The 16138-nt window shown below is 71.9% G+C and carries 17 protein-coding genes; 4 read left to right on the forward strand and 13 right to left on the reverse strand.

What is annotated here, in order from left to right:
* Positions 1 to 26: 26 nt before the first annotated feature.
* Positions 27 to 725, forward strand: a complete 699-nt coding sequence (locus tag QCN29_RS27875; protein WP_279931625.1) for an ester cyclase — start codon at positions 27 to 29, stop codon at positions 723 to 725.
* Between the two features lie 372 nt (positions 726 to 1097).
* Here QCN29_RS27875 and QCN29_RS27880 read toward each other — a convergent pair whose 3' ends face one another.
* Together QCN29_RS27880 and QCN29_RS27885 are read right to left on the reverse strand one after the other, a co-directional pair.
* A complete protein-coding gene (locus tag QCN29_RS27880) occupies positions 1098 to 2021 on the reverse strand; it encodes a MurR/RpiR family transcriptional regulator (RefSeq protein ID WP_279931627.1) in 924 nt (307 codons plus the stop codon).
* Between the two features lie 319 nt (positions 2022 to 2340).
* Complete coding sequence (locus QCN29_RS27885; RefSeq protein WP_279931628.1) at positions 2341 to 2769, reverse strand: SPW repeat protein; 429 nt, start codon at positions 2767 to 2769, stop codon at positions 2341 to 2343.
* Between the two features lie 189 nt (positions 2770 to 2958).
* Here QCN29_RS27885 and QCN29_RS27890 point away from each other — a divergent pair, with 189 nt between their 5' ends.
* Complete coding sequence (locus QCN29_RS27890; protein WP_279931629.1) at positions 2959 to 3915, forward strand: endonuclease/exonuclease/phosphatase family protein; 957 nt, start codon at positions 2959 to 2961, stop codon at positions 3913 to 3915.
* 1 nt (position 3916) lies between these two features.
* On the opposite strand, the gene QCN29_RS27895 is transcribed toward QCN29_RS27890, so the two are convergent.
* A complete protein-coding gene (locus tag QCN29_RS27895; protein WP_279931630.1) occupies positions 3917 to 4366 on the reverse strand; it encodes a DUF6224 family protein in 450 nt (149 codons plus the stop codon).
* 156 nt (positions 4367 to 4522) lie between these two features.
* Here QCN29_RS27895 and QCN29_RS27900 point away from each other — a divergent pair, with 156 nt between their 5' ends.
* On the forward strand, positions 4523 to 4678 hold the full coding sequence (locus QCN29_RS27900) for a hypothetical protein (RefSeq protein ID WP_398860095.1): 156 nt from the start codon (positions 4523 to 4525) through the stop codon (positions 4676 to 4678).
* 399 nt (positions 4679 to 5077) lie between these two features.
* Complete coding sequence (locus QCN29_RS27905; RefSeq protein ID WP_279931632.1) at positions 5078 to 5509, forward strand: subtilase-type protease inhibitor; 432 nt, start codon at positions 5078 to 5080, stop codon at positions 5507 to 5509.
* Positions 5510 to 5720: 211 nt separating this feature from the next.
* Here QCN29_RS27905 and QCN29_RS27910 read toward each other — a convergent pair whose 3' ends face one another.
* From QCN29_RS27910 to QCN29_RS27955, 10 genes are all read right to left on the reverse strand, one after another.
* Positions 5721 to 6752 carry a DUF4037 domain-containing protein gene (locus QCN29_RS27910; protein ID WP_279931634.1) on the reverse strand — a complete coding sequence of 344 codons (1032 nt, stop codon included), beginning with the start codon at positions 6750 to 6752 and terminating at the stop codon, positions 5721 to 5723.
* A 686-nt stretch (positions 6753 to 7438) separates the two neighbouring features.
* Positions 7439 to 8353 carry a LysR family transcriptional regulator gene (locus QCN29_RS27915; protein WP_279931636.1) on the reverse strand — a complete coding sequence of 305 codons (915 nt, stop codon included), beginning with the start codon at positions 8351 to 8353 and terminating at the stop codon, positions 7439 to 7441.
* A 36-nt stretch (positions 8354 to 8389) separates the two neighbouring features.
* On the reverse strand, positions 8390 to 9583 hold the full coding sequence (locus QCN29_RS27920; RefSeq protein WP_279931637.1) for a glycine C-acetyltransferase: 1194 nt from the start codon (positions 9581 to 9583) through the stop codon (positions 8390 to 8392).
* Between the two features lie 75 nt (positions 9584 to 9658).
* Positions 9659 to 10687: an L-threonine 3-dehydrogenase gene (tdh, locus tag QCN29_RS27925; RefSeq protein WP_279931638.1), complete on the reverse strand. Its 1029-nt coding sequence runs from the start codon at positions 10685 to 10687 to the stop codon at positions 9659 to 9661.
* 111 nt (positions 10688 to 10798) lie between these two features.
* Positions 10799 to 11146: a DUF6397 family protein gene (locus QCN29_RS27930; protein WP_279931639.1), complete on the reverse strand. Its 348-nt coding sequence runs from the start codon at positions 11144 to 11146 to the stop codon at positions 10799 to 10801.
* 145 nt (positions 11147 to 11291) lie between these two features.
* Positions 11292 to 11696 (reverse strand): roadblock/LC7 domain-containing protein, encoded by a 405-nt coding sequence (locus QCN29_RS27935; protein WP_279931641.1) that lies wholly within the window; start codon positions 11694 to 11696, stop codon positions 11292 to 11294.
* A gap of 202 nt (positions 11697 to 11898) precedes the next feature.
* The gene (locus tag QCN29_RS27940; protein ID WP_279931642.1) at positions 11899 to 12552 is read right to left on the reverse strand and encodes a GTP-binding protein; all 654 of its coding nucleotides are present in this window, start codon (positions 12550 to 12552) and stop codon (positions 11899 to 11901) included.
* A gap of 33 nt (positions 12553 to 12585) precedes the next feature.
* Positions 12586 to 12963: a DUF742 domain-containing protein gene (locus tag QCN29_RS27945; RefSeq protein WP_279931644.1), complete on the reverse strand. Its 378-nt coding sequence runs from the start codon at positions 12961 to 12963 to the stop codon at positions 12586 to 12588.
* Positions 12960 to 13391 carry a roadblock/LC7 domain-containing protein gene (locus QCN29_RS27950; protein ID WP_279931646.1) on the reverse strand — a complete coding sequence of 144 codons (432 nt, stop codon included), beginning with the start codon at positions 13389 to 13391 and terminating at the stop codon, positions 12960 to 12962. The genes QCN29_RS27945 and QCN29_RS27950 overlap by 4 nt, the downstream gene beginning before the upstream one ends.
* A partial coding sequence (locus QCN29_RS27955; protein ID WP_398860101.1) for a sensor histidine kinase occupies positions 13388 to 16138 on the reverse strand: 2751 nt, incomplete at its 5' end. The genes QCN29_RS27955 and QCN29_RS27950, both read right to left, overlap by 4 nt.

The following is a 16138-nucleotide window of genomic DNA, read 5'->3' on the forward strand; positions in this document are numbered from 1 at the left end:
CCACATGCTTCACGACAGGAGGAGCCATGACCTTCGTCCAGATCATCGACTGCAAGACCAGCAGGCTGGATGAGCTGAACAGCCTGATGGACAGCTGGGTCCAGGCGACCCAGGGCAAGCGGACCGCCACCCACTCGATCGTCGGGCAGGACCGCTCCGACGCCACGCACGTCCTGGAGATCGTGGAGTTCCCCTCGTACGAGGAGGCGATGAGGAATTCCAACCTGCCCGAGACCGACCGGATCTTCCGGGAGCTGGTGGCGCTCTGTGACGAGATGCCGTCGTTCACGGACCTCGACGTCGTCCGGGACGAGCAGCTCAACAAGATCGCCGTGAGCACCTTCGTGGAGGAAGTGATCAACAAGGGCAATGTCGACGCGGCAGACGGGCTGTGCGCCGACGGCTACCGCGAGCACGACCCCTCCCTGTCGTCGTACGACGTGGACCTCGCCCGGGCCAAGGAGGAGAACCGGGAGATCATGGAGGCGTTCCAGCCCAGCGCCACCGTCGAAAGCATGATCGCCGAGGGCGACACGGTGTGCTTGCGGTTCTCGTTCAAGGGCCGCCATGTGGGCGCGTACAAGGGCATCGAGGCGACGGACCGCGAGGTGTCGGGAACCGGCCATGCGACGTTCCGCTGTGAGGGCGGCAAGCTCAAGGAGAGCTGGTGGAACGTGGACGACCTCGGCCTGATGCGGCAGCTGGGCGTCGTGGAAGCGCCATGACACCGCGCTTGTGAAGAGGACCACCGGACGACGGCCACGGGAGTGGTCAGGCGGCTGCCGGCGGCCCGGCCCAGGGGTTGGCCGGGGCCGCCGGGGGCATCCGTGGGGTGTGCGGTGCCCGAACTGAACACCCTGGGGCGGCGAGGAGGAGGCCGTCCCACGGTGCTCTGTCCACCTGACCCTTGGACTCCGTCGCATGTGCTGTTCCGGCTCAGCTGCTCCGGAGCCCTGGGCTCCACCACGCAGTAAATATATTTACTGCCAAGTAGGCAAGGGCATGAAAAATTTCATGCACCTGCTGGCCTGAAAATATCCTCCCCGGCCCGCCGAGGAGGCTTCTTGCGCCCCTGAGTCAGTGCCCGGTCGGCACGGTCAGTGCTCGAGGAAGAAGTCGTGCTGCTCCGCCGCCTGTTCGTACTTCTCCAGGCGGAGCTGGGTGCGTTCGGGGTCGGCGTCGGCCATGGCCTGGAGGATCGCCGCGGTCAGCACGCCCGGCGCCGCGTAGGAGTCGAAGACGAGCCGCGATCCGGTCCCGGCGGTGAACGCGATGTCGGCTTCCTCGACCAGCGGCCCCAGCGTCAGGTCCGTTATCAGCGCCACACGCAGCCCGGTGCTGCGCGCGGCACGCATCGCCGCCAGGGTCTCGTTGGCGTGGCGGGGCATCGCGAAGGCCAGCACCCAGCTGCCCCCCGCCTCGCGGGACTGCAGCAGCGCGTCATTGGCCACGCTGCCGCCGCGTGAGACGAGCCGCACGTCGGGGTGGATGCGGCGCGCAGCGTAGGCGAAGTACTCGGCGAGGGAGACGGAGATCCGCAGGCCCAGCACGGTCAGCGGCACGGAGCGCGCCAGCTCGCGTCCCACGTCGAGGACCTGGTCGGTGTCGGCGAAGACCCGGCGCAGGCTCTCCAGATTGGCGATCTCCACGTCCACGGCCGCCTGGAGCTCGTTGCGGCGGTCCTCCCTGCGCATGTCCGGAGTGCCGGCCACGGCGCTCAGGGCGATGGGCTGGAGCGCCTCGCGCAGCGCGGGGAAGCCGCTGAAGCCGAGGGAGGTCGCGAAACGGGTCACCGACGGCTGGCTGACGCCCACGCGCTCTGCGAGCTCCGTGATCGACAGAAACGCCGCCTCGGTGAGGTGGTCGGTGATGTACTGCGCGATGCGCCGCTGCGCGGGCGAAAGCCGATGGCCCCCGAAGAGGGTGCGAACGGTCTGAGCGGGGGTCGGCTCCTCGCCCGGGTAGTGCCGCCCCGGAGTGATCGCGGACGCCTGCGCGCGTTCCTGTTGCCCTGATGGCACCGGTGTGCCTCCTTCTCATCCCACTTTTGCTCAACATAGCTCAGGCACCGCGGTCGTCAGCAGGGCCGAAGTCATCGGCTCGGACGTCCGCTGGTGAGCCGTGCCATGTCGGCGCGACGAACTCCCGTCGGCGCCGATGGGAGCACGGGGCGCGGGGGGCTTGACGGAACCCGAAGCGCCGTCATCCCGATCCGGGGAACGCGTTTCCCGACCGCGGGAGGGGACGAGAGGGCCCCGGCCGGAGTCCGGCCGGGGCTGGGGTGCGTGGACGCGGTGTGCGTGCGTCCCGCAGGTCGACGCCGGGCGCCCGCGAGGGGCGCTAGGCGCGTTCTCGGCGACGCCCCGCCACCGCGGTCATCGCCAGGCCGAGGACCACAGCCACGCCGCCGACGATGACGTTGTTGACGATGGTGCGGGTGGTGTCCACGGCGCCGGACACGACCCACGGAGCGATGATCGTCCATACGCCGATGGCGACGGCGCAGTAGGCCATGGCATGGGTCTGCTCGTACGCCGAGCGGAACCCTCCCATGCACAGGGCGTAGGCGACGCCGACGATCAGGTTGCTCACAGCCAGTGTGGTGAGGCCGTTGAAGCCGACGATCCACGGCGATGCCGCCAGGTACAGACCTGTGAGCAGAGCCAGGGCCTCAACACCCTGGGCGATGGGGGTGCTCGTCGCCCGTTCGAAACGGGAGCGCATCTCTGCCAGGTCGGGGTGATGCTCAATGCTCGGGTGGGTGGTCATTGCGGGCCGCCTCCTGTTGAGAAGCCTTTATGTGACCTTTAAGTCCTATATACGCTTATTCGCCCCTTAAGGTCAACGGTCCACAGGTCCCTCTCTTCCGCCGATCGGCACGGGAACCCTCTGTGCACTCCACCGCGTCGCAGTACACACGGACGAACATGATCGAACAGATGGGCGGGACAGGAGCCGATGAGACCGGGCAGCGGCGGCACACGATGGCGATGGGCGCATGGAAGGCCCACGGCGGCGGCCTCGGCATGTGTGGCGCTGCTGCTCGCCTGGCCGTCCGCAGTGCCGAACACGCCAGGCCGCCTGGGCAGCCTCCTGGAGACGTTTCTGCCCTGGCTCGGGCTGGCGACGCCCGTCCTGCTCGGCCTGGCGCTGCTGCGCCGGTCGGCGACCGCGCTGCTCGCGGCCGTCCTGGCCGTCGCCGTCTGGCTCGCCGTCTTCGGACGGCTGCTGCTGCCCGCCGGCGGCGACGGCGGGCGGTACGAGTTGACGGCGGTACAGCACAACGTCAGCGACGAGAACAGCGATCCGCGCGGCGCCGCCCGGGCGCTGCGCTCCGCAGGGCCGCAGCTCGTAGCCCTGGAAGAGGTGACGCCCGCCGCCCGGCCGGTCTACGAGGCGGAGCTCGGCCCGGACCTCCCCCACCATGCGGTGATCGGCACGGTCGGCCTCTGGTCGGCGTACGAGCTGACCGACGTACGCCCCCTGGACATCAAACCGGACGGCATCGGGGACGGCTGGCAGCGGGGACTGCGGGCGACGGCACGCACCCCTCGGGGGGACGTCGCCGTGTTCGTCGCCCATCTGCCGTCGGTGCGCGTGGGACTGGGGGACGGCTTCGCCTCCGCCTGGCGGGATGAGAGCGCGGTCCTGCTCGCGGAGGCCGTGGCGGCGGAGCGGCTGGACCGGGTGATCCTCCTCGGAGACCTCAACGGCACGCTCGACGACCGGGGCCTCGGGCCGGTGCTCGCGGAGACAGCCGCGCCCGCGACGGGGTTCGCGCTCAGCTGGCCCGCGGGCTTCCCGGTGGCGCGGATCGACCAGGTCCTCGCCCGGTCGGCGACCGTGGCGGAGGTCTGGACGCTGCCGGCGACCGGAAGCGATCATCTGCCGGTGGCAGCCCGGGTGCGCCTGTGAGTCAGGCGGTCATCGAACGGAGCGTCCGCTCCCGTACCACGTCGAGGAAGTCGGGCACCTCGTCCATGTCCTTGCCGACGCAGCGCACGATCAGGCCCATCACATCGCCCACGGACATCGCGCCGACCACCGGGTGGACATGGGCCAGTTCGATCCGCTGCTCGATCCGCTCCACCATGAGCAGCGCGAGCCGGAGCTCGGGGACGTTGTTGGTGTTGCCAAAACTGAGACCCTTCTTGATGACCCACATCTCCGGGATGACCGCCCCGAAGACGAGCAGATGGGCCAGCGCGTACATGGCGCGGGTGATCTCCCTGGCCGCCTCCTCGTCCTCCTCCTCGCCGTGCAGGGCGGCGAGCGCGTCGGTGTCCTCCTTCAGATGCGCCTGCATGAGCGCGATGCCGTGGAGCACTTCTTCTCTGGTGTACGGCCGGTCCGCTTCGCCGGGCATGGCCAACTTCCCCTCCGGGTACGGTCATCAAGGCTCACACAGTGTGACAGGCAGGCCCGAGCCGCCGCGACGTTTTGTGAGAGAGAGCGCACGGATCGTGATGCCCACCCGCCATCGCGAGGGAAGAGGCCGCTCGGCCGCCTCGTGCTGCCCTCGGTGAGCGAACTACAGAGGGACGCCGTACGGTTCTCGCTCGCCGCCGACCGCCGCCGCTTCCGGCTCGGCGGCGCGCACGGACCGCTGCCGGGGGCCCTGGTGGACCGGCTCGCCGCCGCCCACCTCGGCACGCCGGTCACCACACAGACCTCCTGACGCTCCATCCGGACCCTCCCGAAGGGCGGGCCCCGGCCGTCGACGGCCGGGGCCCGTTCTCCGTGTCCGCCCTATGTCCGGGCGGTGAACCGGGCCTGAACGCAGGCCCGCTCCGTATACGAGAGGCGATGCTTTCCAGTCGAAGCAGGCGGCCTCCAGGTTTCGGCCATGCCGCCGTCTCCCCAGTTCAGACGGTTGTTTCCGGTTGGACCACCCACGGTTGTCCATATGCCGGACACCCGGGCGCACACTCGCACATGCGTTCTGAGCTGCCCGAATGATCATTCGGCCACCACAGAAGGCGAACAGTCGTCCGGAAATGCGAGCCCCAGTATGCGATCACTCTGTGCGTCGACAAGACTCCCCACCGCAATGAGCCGGAAACAAAGGAGAGTTCACGTGCGTCACATTCGCAAGACGATCGGCGTGGCCGCCGCTGCGGCCGTCTGCGCTCTGACCGCCTCCACGGGCACGGCGCAGGCTCAGCCGGACAGCCTGTACGCCCCGTCGTCCCTGGTGCTCACGCATGGCTGGGGCGAGGAGGCGATGACCGCCGTCGTCGACCGTGCCGTGACCCTGAACTGCGCGCCCGCGCCCAGCGGGAGCCACCCCGCCGCGGAGGGCGCGTGTTCGGAACTGAGGGCTGTGAACGCGGAGTTCGCGGCGTTGTCCGACCCCGACCCGGGCGTCTTCTGCACACGTGAGTACAACCCGGTCGTGGTGACCGCGGACGGCGTCTGGGAAGGCCGGAGGGTGAGCTGGTCGCAGACGTTCGGCAACCCGTGCGAGATGCGTGCGAGCCTGGGGGACACGGCCGCGTTCGCCTTCTGACGCGTCGGCTCACGGCCTGCGTCCGCGCCCAGCCCGCGCCTTGTGTGCCCGCCGACGGCTGTGTCGCGCGGGACGGTTCCGCGGCGTCGGCGCATGGCGCGCGTACGGCCGAGGACGTATACGGCGACCGGGTGGAGAAACGATCCGCCCGGTCGCCGTGCCGCGTCCGGAGCGGCCGCCGCCCCGCAGGCAAGGCCCGTACGGCGCGGGCTCACAACCCCAGAACGGGGGCCAGCGCACGGCAGCTCGGCGGGTCCATCAGGATCTCGGCGCTGTCCACCGCCTGGTCGACCGCGCCCGGCAGCCGCCCGACCGCGCCGTCGTGACGCGGCCCCAGCCTCTCCACCAGGGCCCGCACCTCGGGGTCGGCGATCCGGGCAACCAGTGCGTTGGTCAGTCGGGCCGCGTCCAGCACCTGGATGTCGCGGGCGTGGAACTGCCGCGGAGCCGGGTCGACCTCCTCCGCCAGCCCCAGCCGGTTGGTCGCCGCGGCCAGGGCTCCGGCCGCGGCGTTGAGGGCCGCCTCCCGCGCCCGCCAGGCACGGGCGTGGAGCGCGGCGTGCAGATGCGGCGCGACGCGCGGGGCCACCGGCAGCCGCGCGAACGCCGTGCCCAGCCACTTCCCGTACGGCGCCCAGCGGCGCTCCACCAGAAACGCCAGCCGCATCAGATCACGCGCCACGCGGGCGCTCGCGACCGTGCTGCCCAGTGCGTCGCCCAGCATGCCCGTGCGCCCGACGAAGGCCTCCTCCCGGGCGATGCGCAGCCAGCCCGCGGCCAGCACATAGCGCCAGACGTCCGGCGGATACCAGCGCAGCGCCGCCCGCCTGCCCTCGAGCAGTTGGGCACGGTCCTGGAAGACCGGCCCCTCCACCAGGGTCGCCAGCCGCTGGGTGGGCGCGAGCAGCCAGTCCGCGAGGCTCATGCCGTCCGCCGGGTCCACACCGATCCGCTCGGTGAAGTACGCGGGCGCCGACACCACCTCCACCAGGCGGCGCTCGACCGGGAAGCCCTTGAAGGACTCGGGCAGGGCGTCCAGCGCCTCGTGGACCGGGGACGGATCGACGCTCTGGGGAAGGAACAGCGTAAGGCGCGCCCCGAAGTCGTAGTCCGTCGAGACGTCGTCGTCAAACCCCAGCACCTCGGAGCCGTCGCCGAGCAGGGCGGCGGAGTGCGGAACGCCGTCCACGAGGGGAGCGACGAGGTGTTCGTAGAAGCTCCGGGACAGCTCACGACCGCGCATGCCACCATGGTACGGAGCGGGCAGCGGCCGGTGGGGCAGCTCGGCGAGCCTGTCACGGCCGGCCCAGGGTCGCCGGTCTGGTTCCGGGCCGCTGCGCAGGGGGTGACGTTCCGTCGGCCGCACTCCACCTAAGCCTGACCGCGTCTGACGGATAGTGCGGGGGCTTCGTGGGGCGGTGACCATGCAAGAGCGCTTGCGTCCGCACGGTGTGTCCCTCGTGTTCCTCCGTGTTCCTCCGTGTTCCTCCATGCCTTCTTCGCGGGACGGCTACGCCCTGTGCCGCTCGCCGTGTGGGCCGTGCAGTACGGCGCCGGGGCGCCCCGCGCGCGGAGACACAGCCCGCGGCCGTGTCCTCGAACACCGGGACGGGCCGCGCGGGGCAGCCCGTCCCGGCCTTGACAGCCGGGGGCGGCAGACAAGGCCGCTTCGACGGTCGAGGTGCCGAAGTCCGGGGCCCAGGCGCGGAATCGGCCCTGTCGGCGATCGGGGCAAGCCGGTCAGGGGTCGGGGTCCGGAACCCCGGCGCCGGCTGATGCGCCGCCGGCCGTCGAGAGGCAGAGGACCGACGGCGGACAGCTCACACCGGTCGCTCGGGGTCAACACGCAGGAAGGCACTGCCGGAGGCCCGAAAGCATGCCCCTCCGGCGGTAGAGAAGCGGGGGCTCGGGGCCGAGCACCGGCGGGGGTCAGGCCGCGGAGAGGCCGGAGGCCGCTTGGGCGAGGGCGTCGAGGACGGGGCGGAACAGCGGATGGGGCTCCGCGCCCCGACGCACCGCGGCGAAGACGCGCCTGGTGGCGGCCGGGCCCGCCACCGGGCGGACCACGGCGTCCCTCAGCTCCATGCCGCGCAGCGCGGACCGCGGCACGAGCGCCACACCCGCACCGGCCGAGGCCAGCGCCACAACCGCGCGGAAGTCGTCGGACGTGTGCAGCAGACGCGGCTGGAACCCAGCGAGTTCGCAGGCGAAGAGGACCATGTCATGGCAGGGGTTGCCGGGGTACTGGCCAATCCAGTCGTCGTCCGCGAGGTCGGCGAGTTCGATCCGCTCCCGGGCGCAGAGCCGGTGGCCCAGCGGCAGGACGGCGTCGAAGGGCTCCGCGTACAGCGGCACCCGAGCCAGTCGCCGGTCGTCCTCCGCCGGTGCTCCCCGGTATTCGACCGCGACGGCCAGATCCGCCTCGCCGTCGAGTACGAGGGGCAGGCTCTCGTCGCCCTCGGCGTCCCGCACCCGTACCCGGATGCCGGGGCAGTCCTTGGCGAGCGCGGCCGTGGCGGGAGCGACGACCTCGGCGATGCCTGTGGCGAAGGCCGCGACGGTGACCTCTCCGGCGACCCCGCCCGCATAGTCCGCCAGCTCCGCCTCCGCACGTTCCAGCTGGGCGAGCACCTCATGGGTGTGGGCCAGCAGGATCTCGCCGGCGGCGGTCAGCCGCACGCCCTTGCCGCTGCGGATCAGCAGGACGTGGCCGGTCTCCTGCTCAAGCGCGTTGAGCTGCTGGGAGACGGCCGAGGGGGTCAGATACAGCGCGGCCGCCGCGGCGGTCACCGTACGGTGGTCCGCCACGGCCCGCAGGATGCGCAGCCGCCGGGGGTCGATCACGAAGCCATTGTGACAGCCGGGCGGCCGCGCACCGGATCAGGCCGTCAGGGCCCGGCGTGCGTCGACGAAGGCGGCGACGACCCGCTCCACGTCCTCGGCGGAGTGCGCGGCGGAGAGCTGGACCCGGATCCGGGCCTGGCCCAGGGGGACGACGGGGTAGGAGAAGCCGATCACATAGACGCCCCGCTCCAGCAGCAGCTCAGCCATCCGGCCGGCCTCGGCGGCGTCGCCGATCATGACGGGGGCGATGGGGTGGTCGCCGGGGAGGATCTCGAAGCCGGCCTCCGTCATCTTCGTCCGGAACCGCGCGGTGTTCGCGGCCAGCTTCTCGCGCAGGTCGGCGGCGGACTCCAGCAGGTCGAGGACCTTGAGGGAGGCGGCGGCGATCACGGGGGCGAGCGAGTTGGAGAACAGGTACGGACGGGACCGCTGCCGCAGCAGCTCGACGATCTCCGCACGGGCGGCCACATAGCCGCCCGACGCGCCGCCGAGGGCCTTGCCCAGGGTGCCGGTGATGATGTCGACACGGTCCATGACGCCGTGCAGTTCGGGGGTGCCGCGCCCGCCGGGGCCGACGAAGCCGACGGCGTGCGAATCGTCGACCATGACCATCGCGTCATAGCGGTCGGCGAGGTCGCAGATCTCCGTCAGGGGCGCCACATAGCCGTCCATGGAGAACACGCCGTCGGTGACGATCAGTCGGCGGCGGGCGTCCTGCGCCTCCTTGAGCTGCTGCTCCAGGTCGGCCAGATCGCGGTTGGCGTACCGGTGGCGGCGGGCCTTGGACAGCCGGATGCCGTCGATGATGCTGGCGTGGTTCAGCGCGTCGGAGATCACGGCGTCCTCGGGGCCGAGGAGGGTCTCGAAGACGCCGCCGTTGGCGTCGAAGCAGGAGGAGTAGAGGATCGTGTCCTCCTGGCCGAGGAACGCGGAGAGCCGCTGCTCCAGCTCCTTGTGGATCTCCTGGGTGCCGCAGATGAAGCGGACGGAGGCCATGCCGTAGCCCCAGCGGTCCAGCGCGTCCTTCGCGGCGGCCACGACCTCGGGGTGGTCGGCGAGGCCGAGGTAGTTGTTGGCGCAGAAGTTCAGCACGTCGCCGGGCGCACCGCCCGCGGTGACGGCGACGGAGGCGCTCTGCGCCGTGCCGATGACGCGCTCGGGCTTGTAGAGCCCGGCGTCGCGGATCTCGTCGAGGGTGGTGCGGAGTTCGTCACGGACGGACGCGTACATGAGGGCTCCTAGCGGATGCGGGAGGGGAGAGCGGGACTGCGGCTCGCCGGAAGGCGAGCGGGCCGGCAACCGGAGTCAGGCGCCCCAGTTCAGGATGATCTTGCCGCTGCGGGCGTTCGCCGCCTCGTCGAACGCGGCGTCGAAGTCCCTGTAGTCGTACGAGCCGGTGATCACCGGGCTGAGGTCGAGCCCGCCTTCGAGCAGAACGGTCATCGCGTACCAGGTCTCGAACATCTCCCGGCCGTAGATGCCCTTGACGGTGATCATAGAGGTGACGATCTTTGACCAGTCGACCGCGAACTCCTGTGCGGGCAGACCCAGCATGGCGATCCGGCCGCCGTGGGTCATGTTGTCGACCATGTCCCGCATGGCCTCGGGGCGGCCGGACATCTCCAGGCCGATGTCGAAGCCCTCCTTCAGGTCCAGACGGCGCTGCGCCTCGGCGATGTCGTGTTCGCCGACATTGAGCGCCAGGGTGGCGCCGACCTTGCGGGCGAGGTCGAGCCGGGGCTCGCTGATGTCGGTGATCACGACATTGCGCGCACCGGCGTGCCGGGCGACGGCCGCGGCCATGATGCCGATCGGCCCGGCCCCGGTGATCAGCACGTCCTCGCCGACCAGGGGGAAGGAGAGCGCTGTGTGGACGGCGTTGCCGAACGGGTCGAAGATCGCCGCGATGTCCAGGTCCACCTTCGTGCGGTGCACCCAGACGTTGCAGGCCGGCAGCGCGACATACTCGGCGAACGCGCCGTCGCGCCCGACGCCGAGGCCGATCGTGGAGCGGCACAGATGGCGGCGGCCCGCCAGGCAGTTGCGGCACTTGCCGCACACCAGGTGGCCCTCGCCGCTGACGATGTCGCCCACCGCGATGTCCTGGACGTCCGCGCCGACGGCGGCGACCTCGCCCACGAACTCGTGGCCCAGGACCCGCGGGGTGCTCACCGCCTGCTGGGCCCAGCCGTCCCAGGATCTGATGTGGAGGTCGGTGCCGCAGATCCCGGTGCGCAGGACCTTGATCAGCACATCGCCCGGGCCGGTCTCCGGCTCCGGCACGTCCATGAGCCACAGCCCGGGCTCGGCGTGCTGCTTGACAAGTGCCTTCATCGCGGCGTCTCCAGGCAGGGGGGATGAGGGCGGCCCGGAGCTTCACCGGCTCCGGCCACGTGACCAGCACCAATCTGCCCAGCGGCGCCCCGCTCGTCCATCGAGGTTTTCTTAAGCGGGTGAACAGCGCAGCTTCACACGCCTCCTCAGCAGGGCCGGCAAGGCCGCCCGTCCACGCGGGCCGCGTGGGCTGCGCCGGGGACCGGAACGCTCCTCGGCCGCGGCGTCTGCCGGGTCGGAGCGGTCAGGAACGGAGAGCTGCGGCCCCGGGCGGTCGGGCCGGGACGCGGCGCGGGCCGCGGCGCACCGTCCGGCCGTCCCCGCCGCCGTCCGGATGTGTCCCAGCTGGACGGCCGGATCGAACTCGCCGCGCCGCAGTACGAGCTCCCGTGCGGCTCGGCTCGAGCTCCAGGTGCGCTCCGCCGGGGCGGTGGTCTGCCCCGCTGTCGTGTCGGTCATGGTCGGTCGTCTCCCCCGCGGGTATCGAATACTCTCGGTGACGACGGTAGCCGGGGACGCGCTGCGCCGCTCAGCCTGTGGAAAACCTCCGCAGGCTCCGGCGATCTTCCGCGCCACGCCAGGAGAAGATCGATGGAACAACAGCTCAGGACGGGTCCTCGGACTGCTGTCTGGCCGCCACGCCGAGGTGTTCGCCGACTTTGTTGACCATCAGCGTCATCTCGTATGCGATCTGCCCGACGTCCGCCTCCGCCTCGCTGAACACACAGAGACAACTGCCGTCCCCCGCCGCCGTGATGAACAGCAGCGCCTCGTCGAACTCGATCATCGTCTGGCGGGCTCTGCCGGCGTGGAAGTGGTGACCGGAGCCGCGTGCGAGGGAGTGCAGACCGGAGGAGACCGCGGCGAGATGCTCCGCGTCCTCCCGTGTCAGGCCCTTGCTCGCCGCCGTCACCAGACCGTCGTTGGACAGCACCAGCGCATGCCGTATCGGCTCGACCCTGCTGGTCAGATCGTCCAGAAGCCAGTCGAGTCCCTTGCTCAGCGCCATGGTCTGCCTCCGCTCATGGGTCCCCGTGCTCTCCCCGCGTTCCCCGTTCCCCGTTCCCCGTTCCCTGTTCCCTGTTCTCCGTTCCCCGTTCTCCGTTCTGCGTTCCCCGTGATGGCCGCAAGCCTTGCGCACTGTCATCGACAGGGCAAGGTGCTGCCCGGCCGTCGGTCGTGACCCGGGGCCTCGAGGGACTGAGGGTGTGTCAGCCGACGGAGTCCAGCAGCCGGGCGGAGTGCACACGGCCGGCGTGTTCGACGAGCCGGATCAGGACCTCCTTTCCGGAGTCCCGGTCCCGCGCGTCGCACAGCACGACCGGGGTGCCGCGGTCGAGGTCGAGTGCCCGCGACACCTCGTCCGCGCCGTACGCGCGTGCGTCGGGGAAGCAGTTGACGGCGACGACGAAGGGGATGCGGCGGTGTTCGAAGTAGTCGACGGCGGGGAAGCAGTCGACGAGACGGCGGGTGTCGGCGAGGACGACGGCGCCCAGCGCGCCCTGGGCGAGTTCGTCCCAGAGGAACCAGAAACGGTCCTGACCGGGAGTGCCGAAGAGGTACAGCGACAGGCCGGTCCGTATCGTGATGCGCCCGAAGTCCATGGCGACCGTCGTGGTGGTCTTCCGGTCGACTCCCCCTGTGTCGTCGACGCCGCTGCCCGCCTGGCTGAGCCGCTCTTCCGTGCGCAGCGGGCGAATTTCGCTGACCGCGCCGACGAGCGTGGTCTTGCCGACGCCGAAGCCGCCGGCGACCAGTATCTTCAGCGCGAGGGCGGCGGACTCTCCGACGGCGTCCGAAGTCCCGTGCCCGGCTGAGCCGTCGGCGGAGTCTCCGACGGCGCTCTCATGGCTTTCGGTGGCCATGCGGCACCCCTTTCCGGCCTTTGCTGGGCGATGTCACAGGGCCCTCAGGCCTTCGATCACTTCACGGAGGATCTTCTCCGGGGGAAGCTGGGCGGGCGGCACCGGACGGCTCACCCTGATGTGGCCGCCCTGCAGGAGATCGCCGAGGAGCACGCGTACGACTCCGACGGGCAGGTCGGCGTCGGCGGCGAGCTCCGCGACGGACTGGGTCTCCAGCCGGCACAGGGCGAGCAGTGTGCGGTGTTCGGGGCCAAGCAGCGCCTCCTGTGCCGGGCCGGGGGCGTCGGGGGCGATGTCGACCAGGGCGATGAGGTCCAGCCTGATGTGGTTGGGGCCGGGTCTGGTCCGGCCGCCCGTCATCGCATACGGCCGGACCAGCGGACCCGCTTCGGCGTCGTACCAGCGGCTCATGGCGTGGCGATGCGCGGGGGCGTGCGCAGATGCTCGCCGACGCGCTTGACGAGCAGGGCCATCTCATAGGCGATGAGGCCGATGTCGGCGGTGACGGCGGTGAGCACGGCGAGGCAGGAGCCTTCGCCGGCGGCCGCGACGAAGAGGAATCCGTCGTCCATCTCGACCATGGTCTGGCGTACGCCGCCGGTGCCGAAGTGGCGGCCCGCGCCTTTGGCGAGCGAGTGCAGCCCGGAGGCGACGGCGGCCATGTGCTCGGCGTCCTCGCGCGTCAGCGCGGACGAAGCGCCCACCGGCAGCCCGTCGTTGGACAGCACGATCGCGTGGCGGACTTCGGTGACGCGCATGCCGAGGTCGTCCAGCAGCCAGTCGAGGTCTCCTCCACCGGGGCGGGCGGGGGCCGTCCCGTACCTGTCGTACTCGCTCATGCATGGTCTCCTTCGCTGCCTGAGCTGCGGTCTGGGCTGCCGGTGGCGGGGGCCGTGCCGGGGCCGGTGGTGTCTCCGGGGGCCGGGCCGCCGCCCCTGCGCCAGCCGTCCCGGTAGGCGGCCATCCGGGCCCGCGCCTGTTCGGGGGTGCGATCCGCGGCGCCGCTGTACCCGTCCTCGGGCGGCCTGGACGCCGCGGGCGTCCGGCGCGCCCCGTCGTCCCGCCGCTGCCGGAGCTGGGGGACGAGGCTGGCCTGGCGCACCCGGCGGGGAAGCTCGTCACCCTGCGACTCGTACGACGGGTACGGGTGGTGTGACGGGTCCGACTGGTGCGATGGCTGGGGCTGACGTGGCTGGTGCGGCGGCGGATCCGTATGCGGAGTCTGTGGACTCCGTGGAGTGGGTGGTGTGCGGCCCCCGCCGCCGGGCGGACCCTCGGACGGGCCGCCGCGTTGCCGGAGAGCGGTGACCCCGGGGGGTGTCGGCGCGCCGGGGGCTGCGGGCGGGGGCGGGGCAGGTGTTCCGCCGCCGGGTGCCTGGAGCTGCGGGGGCGCCTCCCTGCGGGGACCGGGCACCGGGGTTCCTCTGCTTCGCAGGGGGTCGGGGTGCGGGGACGGGCGGCGCTCCGGCCGTCGCTCCCTCCCGCCGCCCGGGGAGGCCGTGAGGGCGCCCTGCAGCAGGGCCGTGGGCAGCAGGACCACCGCGGTCGTGCCGCCGTAGGGCGAGGTGCGCAGACTCACCCTGATGTCATGGCGGAACGCGAGCCGGCTGACGACGAAGAGACCCAGCCGGTCGCTGTCGAAGAGGTCCAGGGTCTCGGATTCCGCGAGCCTGCGGTTGGCCTCGGCGAGTGCCTCCTTGCCCATCCCCAGACCGCGGTCCTCGACCTCCAGGGCGTAGCCGTTGCCGACCGGTTCGCCGCTGACGCGGACTCTGGTGTGCGGCGGGGAGAACTGGGCGGCGTTCTCGACGAGTTCGGCCAACAGATGTGTGACGTCCGCGACGGCGGCGCCGCTGATCGCGGTTTCCGGAAGCTGATGCGCCTCCACACGTGCGTAGTCCTCGATCTCCGACACCGCGGCCCGTACGACGCTGGTGAGCGGGACCGGCGTCCGCCAGCCGCGGCCGGGGGCCGCCCCGGACAGGATGATCAGGCTTTCGGCGTGCCGGCGCATACGGGTGGTCAGATGGTCGAGGCGGAAGAGGTCGCCCAGTTCGTCGGGGTCGTCCGCGCGCCGTTCCATCGTGTCGAGGAGGGCGAGCTGACGGTGGACCAGGATCTGACTGCGGCGCGCGAGGTTGACGAAGACGCCGGAGATGCCGCCCGCCAGCTCTGCGCGTTCGACGGCGGCGCTGAGCGCGGCCCGGTGAACGGTGCCGAGAGCCTCGCCGACCTGCCCGATCTCGTCTCCCGCCGCGGGTCCCTGCGGGGCCTCGGCCTCGATGTCGATCTCCTGGCCGGCGCGCAGCCGCCCCATGGCCTCGGGCAGTTTTCGCCGGGCGATCTCCAGGGCGGTGTTGCGCAGGCCGACCAGTTCGACGACCAGTCCGCGCCCGATGTGCACGGAGACCGCCAGAGAGGCGGCCACGGCGGCGAGGCCGAGGAGTACGGCCCCGCCCGCCGCGGTCAGGACGCCCCCGGCAACGGGGTCCGCGCGGTCGGCGGCGGCGTGCCGGGCGTCGGCCTCGATGGCGCGGAGCCGGTCGCGTACCGCCGTGTGCGCGTCCTCCCAGCTCGAGGCGGAGACACCGCGGGCGGCGTCGCGGCCCGCCGCGGCCGCGAGAGTCGTGTCCTCGGCGCGCTGCAGCCGCCGGTAGGCGCTCTGCGCGGTGAGCTCCCGCCAGGCCGCGCGCTGGGGCGCCGGCAGATCGGGGGCGGCCGACTCGGCGAGGGTCCGGCGGGCGGCCACGGCGCCGGTGAACTCCCGCAGCCGGGGGGCGGCGAAGCTGTTGTCGAGGCGGGCCGCGGTCAGCAGCGCGTCCTCACGGGCCAGCAGTTCGCCGGACCGGGCGAACTCCAGCAGTACGCGTGCGTCCGCGCCGGCGCCGGCGGTTCCGGCCCCCTGTGTGCCGCTGAGTGCCCCGACGACGCCGAAGGCCGCCGTGACGGCCTCGGTGTACTGCTCGTACGCGGCAGCCCAGGCAGTCTCGCCGCTGCCGCCGCCGTTCCCGCTCCCGCTGTCCTTCCCGGCCTGTCCGCCTGCCTCCTGCGCCGTGCCTCCGGGCTTGTGGGCGGCGACGCGGGCGCGCAGCGGTCGCAGGCCGTCTGCCTGTTCGACGAACGCCTCGAGCCTTCCGGCCACGCCCGGCGGGACGTCGCCGCCGACGGCGACGGTGTGCTCCCCGTCCAGCCGCAGCCGTGCCACGGCCCGGTCGGTGCGCCGGGATTCCTCCTCGAAGGCGGTGGCCCGCTCGTCGGAGGGGGCGGCCAGCTGGCGCACCGCCGCGCGCCGTTCGTCCTGGAGTGCGGCGACGGCGGCGGCGACCGGTTCGCCGACCAGGGCGTCCGCGGTCTGCAGCCGGTGCAGCGCCGACGCCTCCTGCACGGTGGTGACGGTGGCGAAGCCCCAGAGGGCGAGCAGCGAGACCACCGGGACCGTCAACAGCGAGATGATCTTCGCTCGTACGGTTCTGGGGCGCGGCAGCAGCCGGACGCGGCCCCGGCCGGCCTTCCGGGGAGCCCGGGCGGCCGGCCCCGGACCGGGCGCGGGCGCGGCGCGCTGCCCCGTGTGCTCGACGGCCGGCGG

The sequence above is a fragment of the Streptomyces chengmaiensis genome (assembly GCF_029846775.1).
GTDB classification, from domain to species: domain Bacteria; phylum Actinomycetota; class Actinomycetes; order Streptomycetales; family Streptomycetaceae; genus Streptomyces; species Streptomyces chengmaiensis.